The organism is Pseudoalteromonas umbrosa (assembly GCF_030125375.1).
Classification (GTDB): domain Bacteria; phylum Pseudomonadota; class Gammaproteobacteria; order Enterobacterales; family Alteromonadaceae; genus Pseudoalteromonas; species Pseudoalteromonas umbrosa.
Genome location: NZ_JASJUU010000008.1, coordinates 182,554 through 195,559, shown reverse-complemented (window position 1 = coordinate 195,559; position 13,006 = coordinate 182,554). Strand labels below are relative to the sequence as shown.

The following is a 13,006-nucleotide window of genomic DNA, read 5'->3' as shown; positions in this document are numbered from 1 at the left end:
GTTTCACTTTTACACAAAATGTTACAATATAACTTTAGACTCTATTTTCTGTAATCTCAGCGTTTATTTACATACTAATAGCATCTTTTAAGTTAGTGTTGATTTTGAAAAAAACAAAAACCAACATCGGTGGGAAAATGAATGCACTATTAAAAGCAGCAATTGCTGTATCTATAGCGTGTGCAAGCTCTAATACGCTGGCCGCTAAATCTGATGAAGAAAAATCTATCTTTAACAGTCAAACATTTGAAGCAATGAAACTTCGAAATATTGGCCCTGCATATATGTCAGGGCGTATTGCTGATATTGAAGTTGATCAAAATAATCCGTCTACTTGGTATACAGCGGTGGGGTCCGGTGGTATTTGGAAAACGGTAAATGCGGGGACAACTTGGACGCCTATTTTTGATAAACAAGCCGTTTATTCTACAGGGGATGTGACCATTGATCCGAGCAATTCCGATATCATTTGGGTGGGCACGGGTGAAAATAATGGTGGTCGCCATATCAGCTTTGGTGACGGTGTTTATAAGTCAATGGATGGTGGTAAAACATGGAAAAACATGGGCTTGAAAAAGTCTGAACGTATTTCTGACATCATCATTCACCCAACAGATTCAAACATTGTTTGGGTTTCAGCACAGGGCCCACTGTGGACAGATGGCGGCGAACGCGGTTTATATAAAACCACTGATGGCGGTGAAACCTGGAAATTGGTATTAAAACCAGAAGATGAGTGGACTGGTGTGACATCGTTGCTGATTGACCCAAGAAACCCAAATAAACTATATGCAGCCACTTGGTCTCGACAAAGAAAAATAGAGGCTTACGTGGGTACTGGCCCAGGCTCTGGTATTCATACTTCTGATGATGGCGGGGAAACTTGGACAGAGCTTAAAACTGGGTTGCCAAAAGGCAATATGGGGAAAATTGGCTTAGCTATCTCTCCTATCAATCCTGATGTTGTTTATGCTGCTGTTGAAATTGATAATCGTAAAGGTGGGCTATATCGCTCTGCTAACCGCGGTCAGAGCTGGACCAAGATGTCTGATGAAGTAGGTGGCGGTACTGGTCCGCACTATTACCAAGAAATCTTTGCTGATAAGCATCAATTTGACCGTATTTATATTGCCAGTAACTACAGTAAAGTCTCTGACGATGGCGGTAAAACTTGGACGCCAATCAATACTAAGCGCAAGCACGTAGATGACCATGCGATGGCATTCCATCCAACCGATCCTGATTTTGTACTGATTGGTTCTGATGGCGGTATTTATATGTCGCATGACCGCATGGCAAACTGGCGTTTCATGGCGAATTTGCCATTGACCCAATTCTATAAAGTCGCGCCGGATGACTCTAAGCCGTTCTATAAAGTTTATGGCGGTACACAAGATAACTCAACACAAGGCGGTCCATCTAGAACTATGCGTTCTGAGGGGATCAAAAATAAAGATTGGTTCTTAACTTTAGGTGGGGACGGCCATCAGCCTGCAGTTGAGCCTGGCAACCCAGATATTATGTATTCTCAATGGCAGCAGGGTAACTTGACTCGTCATGATTTTAAAACGCGTGAGAATGTATATATCAAACCTCAGCCTTTGCCGGGTGATCCTGCTGAGCGTTTCAATTGGGATGCGCCGGTAAATGTTTCTACTCATGATCCTAAGCGTGTGTACTTTGCATCACAGCGTGTGTGGCGCTCTGATGATCGTGGTGATAGTTGGACGCCTATTTCCGGTGATTTGACTAAAAACGGCAACCGAATGCATACGCCAATGATGGGCCGTACTTGGTCTGTTGAAGCTGGCTGGGATCTATATGCAATGTCTGAGTACCATACGATTGCGAACTTCTCTGAAAGTCCGGTCGATGACAATATTTTATGGGCAGGTACTGACGATGGTTTAATTCAAGTTACCAGCGATGGTGGCAAGAATTGGAAGAAAATAGATCTTAAGCGTGTTAAAGGTGTCCCTGCTACTGCATATGTGAATGATATTCGCGCGGACTTATTTGATCCGAATACAGTGTACGTTGCATTAGATAATCACAAGTATGGTGATTTTAAGCCATATCTGATCCAGTCAACGAACCTAGGTAAAACTTGGAAATCACTCGCGAAAGACTTACCAGAGGACCACTTAGTTTGGCGTATTGTCCAAGACCATGTGAACAAAGACCTGCTGTTTATTGGCACTGAGTTTGGTATTTTCTTCACTGTTGATGGTGGTAAAAAATGGATTGAACTCAATGGTGGTATTCCTACGATTTCTACACGTGACGTTAAAATACAGCGCCGTGAAAATGACTTAGTTGCAGGCACCTTTGGACGCGGTATTTATATTCTTGATGACTATACGCCATTGCGCACATTGACTGAAAAATCCATGGAGCAAGACGCTATCTTGATGGGACCGGGCCGACCGGTTAAGTGGTACCAAGAGGATACAAACCACAGTCGTACAGACGGGGATGATCGTTTTGTCGCGGATAACCCTGAGCATGGTGCAACACTCACATACTTCCTAAAAGACAGCCTGTTGACAGCCAAAGAGCAGCGTCAGCAAGCTGAAAAGGAGTTAGTCAAAGAAGAGAAGTATCCAAAATACCCTGCGTGGGAAGCGATTGAGAAAGAAAACCAAGAGCCAAAGCCTGCTGTTTATCTTGAAATTCGTGATGCGCAAGGTCACTTTGTTGACCGTGTTGCAGGTAAAACAACCAAAGGGATACATCGTGTAACTTGGGATATGGAATATGCTGCTAATCAGGCTATTACAGGCGAAAAAGCCCCTATGTGGGACCCATTTTCTGCTGAACGTATGGCTATGCCAGGTACTTATACAGCTACACTGTACAAGCGTGTAAAAGGTGAAGTATCTCAGTTGGCTACACCTGTCGAGTTTGAATTGCAAGCGATCTCCGAAGGTGCTGTCTCAGGACCTACAGCAGAGGCCATTGCTGAGTTTAGCGAGCAACTGAAAAGTGTACAAAGACGTTACACATCAACAACAGCTGCACTAAATGAAGCCACTAAGACATTGCAATCATTACGTACAGCGATAGATCGCACACCTGGTAATATCAGTTCGCTTGAGTCGGCATACGCACAAGCTCAGGCTGATATCAATGCAATCAATTTTGAACTGACAGGATTGAAATCACGTAACCGTAAAGGTGCAAAGCCTGCAAATATCTCTAGCCGCCTAGGTTATGCGATGTCTGCGTTGTGGTCTTCTTATGGTCCTACAAAGCAGCATCGTCAGCAGTTTGGTTATGCGCAACAAGGCCTAGAAGATGTGATCAAACGCGTGTCTGCCTTACAGAAACAAACGATTCCGAGTCTACAACAATCAGTGATTGATGCGGGTGGACCATGGACTCGTGGCGCTGCTGTTGTAACAAAATAGCTTTATTCAAATTATGGCGTCGCATATCTTAGCGGCGCTATTTTGAATGCAAATGCTAAGCTTCACGTTGGCGACATTCGCTGCGTGAACTTCTAGGACGACCACTCTTAGCTTTTTTAACAGTTAACAATGAAGATGTCCTGATGAGATAACGACAAGACCACATAACAAGTTAATTGAGTAGTTTATTAACGATGAAAACGATATTTTCTTTTTTGTGTGCCTGCGCCCCATTCGTGGTGAGCGCACATGGTGAACAGCTTGAAGTGATTGAGGTGCTTGCGCCAAAAGAATCGCTGACGATTGCATCTGCTAATCACACCTCAGCTTATTTGGATGAGCGCTTTACCTTTTCTTTGAATCGAACCATTGCTGATCAACTGACCTCTTTATCAGGTGTTAGCTTGAATGGTCAAGGAGGTCAATTTCAAAGCTATGCTATTCGTGGTTTTAGCCGTGGTAGAATACGGACTGAAATTGATGGCATTCCCATTATTACAGATCGGCGAGCTGGTAACTCAGCATCATTCATTGCCCCGTCTTTGCTTAACTTAGGCCATGTGATTAAAGGTCCAAGCTCAGCACTTTATGGCTCACAAGCAATGGGTGGTGTGGTCAGTCTAAGCTCTGAGATGTCAGACAAGACGCAAGTTGCAGGTTCGGTGCAAAGCAGTAATCAAGGCGTAAATTTCTCCTTTAAACATCAAAAGAATGAGTTTACCTCAGCTTTTGCCTATCAGCACGCCAATAATGACACTGCCCCCAGTGGGGATGAGCTAAGCACGCAATTTGAGCGTGCGTCAGCTCTTGTGAGGTATAAAGTGCAACACCAAGGCTTTACAGCCACTTACTCTTGGCTACCCAGTTATGGTGAACGCATTGGTAAAAGTAATGTCAAATATCCTACTCAGCAGCTAAGTGACTATCCTGAAGAGCTACATTCATTGGCGCAGGTTCAGTTAAACGGTGACGAAAACTGGATGGCGAAGTTTTATCATCACTATCAAAACTGGGATAGCAGGACAGTGAGGTTTGAGCGTTATGGCGGGTTGAGTCAATACCAGGGACATACTCTGGGAGGTCAATGGCTACAGCATATTGACTTGATGGGCCATGAGAGCCATTGGGGGATAGATTGGCTATCACGTAAAGGTGTGAAAATTACCAGCGATTATTTAGTGGTGGATGAGTTTGCACTTAGCCCACTTGGTAATGAGATGAGTGCCGATGAAGACAATCTCGCTTTGTATGGCAAAACCCATTGGCAATGGGGACGCATGGATTTTGATTTGGGGCTGAGATATGACTGGCTTAAGCAGCAAAGTGAGCAATCTGAAGATGCCACTGACGGTCGCTTAAATACTTCTTTTGCCGCTATGTTAAAACTTTCGGATACTGTCGATCTTGGGTTCGATATTGGCACTGGCTTTCGATACCCAACTCTTTCTGAGCGTTTGTTTTATGGCCAAACGCCAAGAGGGCTTATTGTGGGTAATCAAGCATTAGACCCTGAAACCAGTGTTGGCAGTCAGTTATCTTTGAACTGGCACGTGTCTGACGAGGTGAGCGTGTATGGTGCTATTTATCATTATGACTTAGATAATTACATTGACCGTTATGAGGCAGAGTCAGGTTATCTGACTTATCAAAACTTGAGCCATGCCCAAATTAATGGCTTTGAAGCGGAACTCAGGTGGTACGCCAGTGAACATTTTGAGCACATAGTGAGTTACCAGCAGCAGTCCGGCGAGGACAACCACCAGCAAAGGCTAGATGATTTACACCCACGTAAACTGAGCTGGACCATGTTAGTGCATTTCGACGATTGGTCGCTGTCAAACGTTTACCGGCATACTTTTGATGCCGATGAAGTGGGTGGTTCTGAAACACAGCGGGACGCTTTTACTGTGTGGGATATGTCAGTTGAGCATCAATTAACGGAGAGGCAAACTGTGTCCGTTGCGATTAATAACCTCACTGACGAAACCTACTATGGCAGTTTAGACGAAGATGCCGCTTTACAGCCTGAGCGCAGCGTTAAATTATCAACAAGTATACAATTTTAAAGGAAGCAATGAGTTTTAATAAAAATAATAGAAGTATCCATAAGTGGGCGAGTATTATTATTTCTATCCCCCTGCTTGTGATCATCGTAACAGGTATTTTATTGCTAGTTAGAAAAGAGTTTAGTTTTATCCAGCCGCCTTCATCAAAAGGAATAGGCACGGTGCCTGAAGTGACGTTTACGCAAATTTTAGACATTGCAAAGTCAGTTGAATCCGCGCAAATTTATAGCTGGGATGATGTGAATCGCTTAGATGTGCGCCCTGCAAAAGGGATCACTAAAATTCGCAGTAATAATAAAATTGAGATTCAAATAGATAATCAGACAGGTGAAATTTTACACATTGCAAAACGTAATTCTGAGCTAATAGAAAGCTTGCATGATGGCACCTTCTTTGAGAAAAACGCCAATTTATGGCTGATGTTGCCTGTTTCTTTTGTGACTTTAGTTATTTCCATCACAGGTATGATTTTGTTCTTTTTCCCTTATCTTAAAAAGCGCCGAAAGCGACAAAGCGTCGCCTCATGATTTTTACTTTAATAGTCTAATTGAATTTAAAAATCACGCTTGCAGCCAGTAATTGCTGAAGAAAAAACTGGCTGCAATTTTCTTCAAATTAAGCTTGATAGCTTGACCAATCTCCTCGAATTGCCAATGTCTTTGCGGGTGAGTAAATATTGACAAATAAGGTTGACCCATCAGGAGAAAAGCAGGCGCCTGCAAGCTCAGTTTTGGCGCGCAGCTTAGCAAATGGATATACCTCGCCTTTGGGCGATACACCACGCAAGTGATTATCAGGTAATAAAGTATATTGGTCTTCGCAAACGAGCAGGTGTCCTTGCGGTGTTACCGTAAGATTATCGCCAAAGTCATAGAGTGATTTATCACTGCTTTCTAAAAATAATTGAATTTGGCCCGGATGCTTGGCTTCTTGTGCGGTGCCTTCATAGGCTGAAGGTTGATAACGCATGATTTGCCCTAGTTGTTTTTCTCCGCCATTGGTGCAACAAAAATAAAGCTCATTGTCGCCAAAATGAATGCCTTCGCCCCGTGCAAATACAGCTGCACCTAAGTCATATCCGCGTAGCCGTAGGTCATCTTCAGGGCTTTGCGGGTTATCCAAGGTGATCCACTCAGTCTCGAACCAAGTTGATAAAGGCATGTTAGCTTGTGTCCAGTTACGGGTATCGAGCTGTTGGGTGTTTTTAACCACGAGGGCTTGTAAAGTACCGCCTAACGCCAATTGGCCTTTTTGTTTAGGAATAAAGCGATAGAAGAGACCATCACCTCGGTCTTCGGTCAAATAAACAATCCCTGTTCTTGAGTCTACCGCGGCAGCCTCATGGTTAAAGCGGCCCATGTCCACAAGCGGCACTGGTTGAGTTAATCCTTGTTGATTTGCTGGTACTTCAAAGATATAACCATGATCTTTTTCCAGTCCATCTCCAGCCAGTTGAACTGTTTCTTCACAGGTGAGCCATGTGCCCCACGGGGTTGTCCCGCCAGCACAATTTCTAATAGTGCCAACAAGGCTATAATACTGCTGTTCAATACGCTGAGTCTCAAGGTTATACACCATGGTTGTGGTGCCCCCGGGCAGTGCAATGTCTTTATTTAATCGGTCATAAGCGTTATCGGTGCGATGCGCGGCAATATCTGGTGCCGCATTTTTTAAATGCTTTGGGCTCAGTTCGTGGTTTCTGATTAAAGCGACGCGTTTTTCATCTATTCCGATACACCCCATGCCATCGGCATTGTCTGGCACACTGAGCCCATCATCCATTTTGTCATGCAATGTAGAGATAATTTGGTAGCTAAACCCATCAGGTAAGTCCAACAGGCCTTTGGGGTCTTTGATGAGCGGGCCATAACCTGTGGTTGTTGGAGTGGGTGTGATAGAAGGTTTTTGCGCACAACCCAAGATACTGCTGTTTAACCCGACAAATGCAAGTGCAACTGTTCCTTTAGTGAATTGTCTACGTGTGACCATGCTTACTACTCCCAAAGTCGTTAACGTAATAATTTTACCCGTGTTTTATGTTTTTTTCGTGGCATAACGGTGGATTGCACGAAAAGAAGTGATTCATTTAGGTATTTTGTGATATGTTATACTGTAACATTAAATGTGTGATGGCAAGTAAATAGGGTCTTATGAGTCAAAAAAATAATAAAAATAACCAAGAAAGTGAGTTTGTAGAAATTTTTAATTACGCAGGTATCAAGCCTACTGAAAAAAGAATAGCTATTTTCAAGGGCTTAAAGATGGCGGGCAAAGCGCTATCACCCTATGAATTGGTTCAGTATTGTAAGCAAAATCTGGGACTTACCTTGCCAGCTGTCTCCATTTATCGCATCCTCGATCTGTTAGTTGCAGCTGATTTGGTCCATAAGCTGGATACCGTAAACAAATACATCTGCTGTACGCATATCGATTGTCATAAACCTCACCCACATACTCAGTTTTTAATTTGCTCCCTGTGTCAAAAAGTAGAAGAAGTGCATATGCCTGCTGAGCTAATGGCGCAGTTGTCTGCGCAAATTCAATCTCATGGCTATCAATTAAACTCACCTCAGTTTGAGTTTCAAGGTATTTGCACAGATTGTCAGGCACTGGAAGAAGAGGCTGTATCGAACGCCTAAATTGCTTTTATTAATAAGGGCAACGGAAAATTTTATTGTTAACGCGTGTCTTAAGGTGAAATAGAAATGTCGAATATTCTATTAAAAAATGCTCAGCTAATTAATGAAGGTCAAGTTGAGCACTGTGATGTACGAATTATCGGACAAAGGATTGATAAAATTGCCAGCAGTATTACACCAACGGATATGGACCAAGTTATCGACTTGCAAGGAGACTTTTTAATTCCGGGCATGATTGATGATCAAGTGCATTTTAGAGAGCCAGGTCTTGCTTGGAAGGGCACCATAGGCACTGAATCTCGCGCAGCAGTGGCTGGTGGCATTACAAGCTTTATGGAAATGCCCAATGTGAGCCCTGCAACTACGGATAAACTGGCTGTGGTTCAAAAGCATCATATTGCCGCAGAAACATCAGTTGCAAATTATTCGTTTTATCTAGGTGCAACACCAGACAATTTAGATGAAATCAAAGCCTGTGATCCAAGTTTTATATGTGGTGTGAAAGTATTTATGGGGGCATCTACAGGTGACCTGCTGGTCGAGCACCCAAGTGCCCTTGAAGCGATTTTTAGAGAATGCCCTGTACTGATTGCTACGCACTGTGAAAAGGGTGATGTGATCAGCGATAATTTGGCAAAGCTGGGTGGCAGAGAGTTGACCATTGAAGACCACCCTGTTATTCGTGATGCCAATGCATGTTACGAGTCGTCTTCTTATGCGGTGAGTCTTGCTAAGAAGTATGGCACTCAGCTACATGTTCTTCATTTGACGACTGCCAAAGAGCTGGATTTATTTACACCAGGACCAATTGATAACAAGCAAATTACCGCAGAAGCCTGTGTGCATCATTTATGGTTTAATCAGGATGATTACGGCAAGTTGGGGAATTTGATCAAGTGTAATCCTGCTATTAAAGCGGAATCAGACAGACTTGCTTTGATAAACGCTTTAAATGATGGCCGTTTAGATATCATAGCGACAGATCATGCACCACATACTTGGGATGAAAAACAGCAAGCCTTCGCACAAGCCCCTGCGGGTCTTCCTTTAGTACAACATGCGTTGCTGACTTTATTTGATCAAGTGAAGCGAGGCACTATGAGCTTGACTCAAGTAGTTGAGAAAACCGCGCATAACCCTGCTAAACGCTACAAAGTGCAGCAACGCGGTTTTGTCAGAGAAGGGTACTTTGCCGACTTAGCGGTGGTGAGTGCAAAAGCGGGAGACACGGTACGTCATGACAATACGTTGTATCATTGCCAGTGGTCACCATTTGTTGGGCATCAATTCTCTCATAAAATTCGCTATACGTTTGTTAATGGTCAATGTGTTTACAAAGATGGCGCGGTCATTGAAGTAAAAGACAACGCAATGCCCTTGGTGTTTGAGCGAGACTAGTTGTATTTATAGTCAGTGAGCGACGGCTAAATTGTTGCTCACTGAATTATTTTACGCTTCGCCTAATCAAAAATGGTAAACGGCCGACAGTTGCAGCGTTAGTGTATCGTAATCAAGGTTATTGAATTCACCTGTGCCGCTTTCTTCATTGAGCGTTATATCTTTCATTTGCCCATACCTGACTTCGCCTTGCCAAGACCAAGTATCATCTACTCTGAACAACATACCTGCAAATACTTGGTATCCGGTGTCGCCATCACTGGAATAGGAGCGCTCAGACCCTTGTTCTTCTAAATCAATGTCTACTTCTTGTGCCCAGCTTACCCCAGCGCCAATATAAGGCTGCCATGAGCTAGGTGTATTGAATACATAGTAAGTGTTTAGAAAAAATAAATTTGAAGCGAGGTTGCCTTCATAGGCGGAATTAATCGACGGCAATGTGGTATTTGATTCATTACTTCGATACTCCCATGCCATTTCTATTGCCAAATTGTTATGTATGATATATCCGACACCAAGCCCTGATACAAACCCGCCATCAAGCTGTATGTCATTGCTGCCAGTCTGACCTTCTACATTTTGTGCAACGAGTGTTATATCTGACATCTGACTCAGCCCAACGTAAGGCCTGACAAACCAATCATGCTTTGCGCTGCAGATTGGAGAGAGTGTCAAACAGCAGCAACCAAAAGAGAGTAATTTAATATTCATGGTTAGGGCTCCATTATTAGCTCCATCTGCTATACGATTGAAAATGGGTTTGAGGTTAAAAATCAAGCTGTGCTATTTAAATAAATCTTTAAATTGGTCCCATATTCCCAAAGATTCATTAGGGAAAAGATCAATGCCCAGCCAAGATTTAAGTAAATACAAGATAACGAAAACAAGCCCGAGGACCATCATTCCAACAATGGTTAATGCAGTTACAAACACCATGGCAGCAGTAAAGCGCTCCGTTGAGTTTAAGCTGCGCTTATTCACACCGCCAAGAAATACGATATAAAAACTCCATGGTAAAAATGGAAAGGCGAGCGTCGGCCTAAAGTCAATCTGGTGATTATTCCAACCTCGCGTATTGATGACTTTATCCAGCGCTTTTCGCTGTTTATAGGTAAAGCTGGCGGCAACTTCGGGGTCCATCTTGCCAAGCAGTTGTTTGACGTGAGTGTGGCGTTGCTGGGATTTATGCACTGTCATTGAGTCTCCTTAGCCTAAGATCAAGTGAAAAGCTGCATGTGTAAAAATGGTTTAGCTAAATACTCACATGATCCATCGACTGTCTTTTCATATCGATTGGTTACATCCTGCTATCATTGCAATGATAGTCGCTATTTTCCCACTCAACCTGAATTTACTCTTAGCTGTCTAGTTGTAGGATTTATAATTTCACCATGTTGATGACATATTGAATATCAGCCTCTTTTTCGAGGCTAAAATCCTAATGCTTGGTCAACTTTGCTTTTGAAGCGACGAAACATCACAGACGCTTTGCAAGGCATATGTGTTTTTCTTGAGTAATCTATAGGCCTTATTTGAGGTAGCTGACCTTTTCGCGCAAAAGGGATGGTTTGGATTGCTAGATTGTTATTACAGTGACTGCCAAATAAATATGAGAGGGTTGGGTTGGTATTGTTTAACAAAGCGCGAGTTTGATGAAACTCTTGTAGTTGTGCTTTTGAGTGTGCCCAGCCATTGGTCTGCACAGATAGTTTTAAAACACGTTGTTTTGTTGAACAGTTCTTTTCATGTAGGCGGTGGTATAGATCTCGATTCCATAAAAAGCAGGTGCCTTTTCTTCCCTTTAAATTACAGTAGTTTAAATTGCTTTCAAGTGGGCCTGTTGCATATCCTGGTATAATTTCAAAAGCACCATCATTGGTTTGTTTTACATCATTGAGATAGATATAGATTGAGAATGGTCGACAGCCATAAACAGATTTGATATTTGGATCACGGTGGTCTTTGTGCCACCCCTCTAAAAGGTCATAATGCGTTTGGTTATTCGTTTGACTCCAATCTATCTCAAAGCAGTGGCATTGAAAAAGTATCGGGCAAGGGTCCAATACGGTAATGGCGCTGAGCAGTTTGTTATTTAACACATCATCGAGAATGCCGAGCTCAACAAGCTCATCTGAGTACACATAACTCGTTTCCGGCGATTGACGGTCATGAAAAATGGGATCTAACAACCCATTCCATTTATCAATTATTTGCTGTGTATATATGTTTTGAAAAGGGAGCAATCCATGCTTTAAATACATTGTTTGTAAAGACAGCTCTCTCTTATCTAATTTCATTGTGATGCACCCATGTCGATATATCTAGCGTATGTAGAGGTGAGCTAAACTCATGCCATTATGGACGTTTTGAAAACATTTATATATGTCAGTAGCTTATAATTTTTAGGTGGTGTTTAGCTGTGTGTGGTAATTGGATGTTTGCAATCTAGTAATGCAAAATGCGAATTTTAGATAGTGTTCAGGGGCGCTTTTTGTTGATAAGGGAAGGGGAGAATAGTACTAGATAACAAACAACACTATTCTCTACAGTTACACAGCAAGCCTTATGCTTTTTTAATTGCCCAAGCGGTATAAAGCCCTGCACTGATGAACATAAATAGGCCGTAAATACTTGGTGCAATAGACATGACTTCACTATTTAATAAGCCGGTTGTCACCAGAAGTGCTAACGTCCCGTTTTGTAAACCAACCTCTAAAGTAATGGTGCGTGTTTGCGTGGCATTATGTAGTAAAAAATGGGCAACTAACAACCCAGTTAACATAGATAGCAAATTGAGCGCGATGACGGCAGGGCCTGCCATGACAAGATAGTCAATTAGTTTATCCCCTAGTTTAAAGCAGATACTGACGATCACTAAAAGCAATACTGCAACAGAAAACCAACTAATATACGGGCTCGCTTTTTTTGCAAATTCGGGCCACTTGGCATTAATGGCCATACCAATTAAGACCGGCACAACACCAACAACAATGAGCTGTAACCAAGCTTTTAAAATTGGAAACTCAATCAAGGTGTCATTTTTGCCGTAATAACCGATTGCCCATGCCGCTAAAAAGGGCAGGGTAAATGGGGTAATAAAGCCCACAACGGCAGTCAAAGACACAGAGAGCCCGACATCGCCTTTGGCTAAATAGCTGTACAAGTTTGAGGTTGTACCGCCCGGGCACAGAGCTAAGATAAATAAGCCAATGGCAAGTTCTCCTGAAAGCCCTGTTAAAGCAATCACGGCAATAGCGAGTACAGGCAGTAAGAGCAGCTGGCAAAAAGCACCGATGAAAAAGCTTTTTGGTTGTAAGTATACGCGTTGAAAGTCTTCAAGTTTTAAGCTTAACCCAACGCCTGCCATGATAAAAATGAGCGCGACGGGTAAGCCTATTTCAATTAAAGCGGGTGGCATGTCGTTATCCTTGTTAGGCCAAATTATATTTATATTAACAAGTTATTTAACATGTCGTTATACCTAAATAAACAG

Annotated in this window: 10 protein-coding genes; 5 read left to right on the top strand and 5 right to left on the bottom strand. The window is 42.7% G+C overall.

Annotated elements, in window-relative coordinates; all coding sequences use genetic code 11:
- Positions 1-137: 137 nt before the first annotated feature.
- The 3 genes from QNM16_RS22110 to QNM16_RS22100 all read left to right on the top strand — a co-directional run bounded on the left by QNM16_RS22110 (position 138) and on the right by QNM16_RS22100 (position 6,003).
- Positions 138-3,410: a VPS10 domain-containing protein gene (locus tag QNM16_RS22110; protein ID WP_284022450.1), complete on the top strand. Its 3,273-nt coding sequence runs from the start codon at positions 138-140 to the stop codon at positions 3,408-3,410.
- A 194-nt stretch (positions 3,411-3,604) separates the two neighbouring features.
- Positions 3,605-5,476: a TonB-dependent receptor domain-containing protein gene (locus tag QNM16_RS22105; RefSeq protein ID WP_284022449.1), complete on the top strand. Its 1,872-nt coding sequence runs from the start codon at positions 3,605-3,607 to the stop codon at positions 5,474-5,476.
- An 8-nt stretch (positions 5,477-5,484) separates the two neighbouring features.
- Positions 5,485-6,003, top strand: a complete 519-nt coding sequence (locus tag QNM16_RS22100) for a PepSY-associated TM helix domain-containing protein (protein WP_284022448.1) — start codon at positions 5,485-5,487, stop codon at positions 6,001-6,003.
- Between the two features lie 88 nt (positions 6,004-6,091).
- On the opposite strand, the gene QNM16_RS22095 is transcribed toward QNM16_RS22100, so the two are convergent.
- Complete coding sequence (locus tag QNM16_RS22095) at positions 6,092-7,465, bottom strand: alkaline phosphatase PhoX (protein WP_284022447.1); 1,374 nt, start codon at positions 7,463-7,465, stop codon at positions 6,092-6,094.
- Between the two features lie 161 nt (positions 7,466-7,626).
- Here QNM16_RS22095 and QNM16_RS22090 point away from each other — a divergent pair, with 161 nt between their 5' ends.
- Both QNM16_RS22090 and QNM16_RS22085 read left to right on the top strand, forming a co-directional pair.
- Positions 7,627-8,115, top strand: a complete 489-nt coding sequence (locus QNM16_RS22090; RefSeq protein ID WP_284022446.1) for a Fur family transcriptional regulator — start codon at positions 7,627-7,629, stop codon at positions 8,113-8,115.
- A 66-nt stretch (positions 8,116-8,181) separates the two neighbouring features.
- Entirely contained in the window at positions 8,182-9,513 is a 1,332-nt protein-coding gene (locus QNM16_RS22085) for a dihydroorotase (RefSeq protein WP_284022445.1), read from the top strand.
- Positions 9,514-9,579: 66 nt separating this feature from the next.
- Here QNM16_RS22085 and QNM16_RS22080 read toward each other — a convergent pair whose 3' ends face one another.
- The 4 genes from QNM16_RS22080 to QNM16_RS22065 all read right to left on the bottom strand — a co-directional run bounded on the left by QNM16_RS22080 (position 9,580) and on the right by QNM16_RS22065 (position 12,931).
- The gene (locus QNM16_RS22080) at positions 9,580-10,224 is read right to left on the bottom strand and encodes an outer membrane protein (RefSeq protein WP_284022444.1); all 645 of its coding nucleotides are present in this window, start codon (positions 10,222-10,224) and stop codon (positions 9,580-9,582) included.
- 72 nt (positions 10,225-10,296) lie between these two features.
- Positions 10,297-10,710, bottom strand: coding sequence for a hypothetical protein (locus QNM16_RS22075; protein ID WP_237138189.1), 414 nt, complete (start codon positions 10,708-10,710; stop codon positions 10,297-10,299).
- A 233-nt stretch (positions 10,711-10,943) separates the two neighbouring features.
- Positions 10,944-11,810 (bottom strand): hypothetical protein, encoded by an 867-nt coding sequence (locus tag QNM16_RS22070; protein WP_284022443.1) that lies wholly within the window; start codon positions 11,808-11,810, stop codon positions 10,944-10,946.
- A 266-nt stretch (positions 11,811-12,076) separates the two neighbouring features.
- The gene (locus QNM16_RS22065) at positions 12,077-12,931 is read right to left on the bottom strand and encodes a bile acid:sodium symporter family protein (RefSeq protein ID WP_284022442.1); all 855 of its coding nucleotides are present in this window, start codon (positions 12,929-12,931) and stop codon (positions 12,077-12,079) included.
- Between the last annotated feature and the right edge of the window lie 75 nt (positions 12,932-13,006).

What these genes read in the sequence shown, in the direction of transcription:
- QNM16_RS22080 (WP_284022444.1), bottom strand. Translation starts at nt 10,224, where the DNA reads ATGAATATTAAATTACTCTCTTTTGGTTGCTGCTGTTTGACACTCTCT.
- QNM16_RS22105 (WP_284022449.1), top strand. Translation starts at nt 3,605, where the DNA reads ATGAAAACGATATTTTCTTTTTTGTGTGCCTGCGCCCCATTCGTGGTG.
- QNM16_RS22065 (WP_284022442.1), bottom strand. Translation starts at nt 12,931, where the DNA reads ATGCCACCCGCTTTAATTGAAATAGGCTTACCCGTCGCGCTCATTTTT.
- QNM16_RS22110 (WP_284022450.1), top strand. Translation starts at nt 138, where the DNA reads ATGAATGCACTATTAAAAGCAGCAATTGCTGTATCTATAGCGTGTGCA.
- QNM16_RS22070 (WP_284022443.1), bottom strand. Translation starts at nt 11,810, where the DNA reads ATGAAATTAGATAAGAGAGAGCTGTCTTTACAAACAATGTATTTAAAG.
- QNM16_RS22095 (WP_284022447.1), bottom strand. Translation starts at nt 7,465, where the DNA reads ATGGTCACACGTAGACAATTCACTAAAGGAACAGTTGCACTTGCATTT.
- QNM16_RS22090 (WP_284022446.1), top strand. Translation starts at nt 7,627, where the DNA reads ATGAGTCAAAAAAATAATAAAAATAACCAAGAAAGTGAGTTTGTAGAA.
- QNM16_RS22085 (WP_284022445.1), top strand. Translation starts at nt 8,182, where the DNA reads ATGTCGAATATTCTATTAAAAAATGCTCAGCTAATTAATGAAGGTCAA.
- QNM16_RS22075 (WP_237138189.1), bottom strand. Translation starts at nt 10,710, where the DNA reads ATGACAGTGCATAAATCCCAGCAACGCCACACTCACGTCAAACAACTG.
- QNM16_RS22100 (WP_284022448.1), top strand. Translation starts at nt 5,485, where the DNA reads ATGAGTTTTAATAAAAATAATAGAAGTATCCATAAGTGGGCGAGTATT.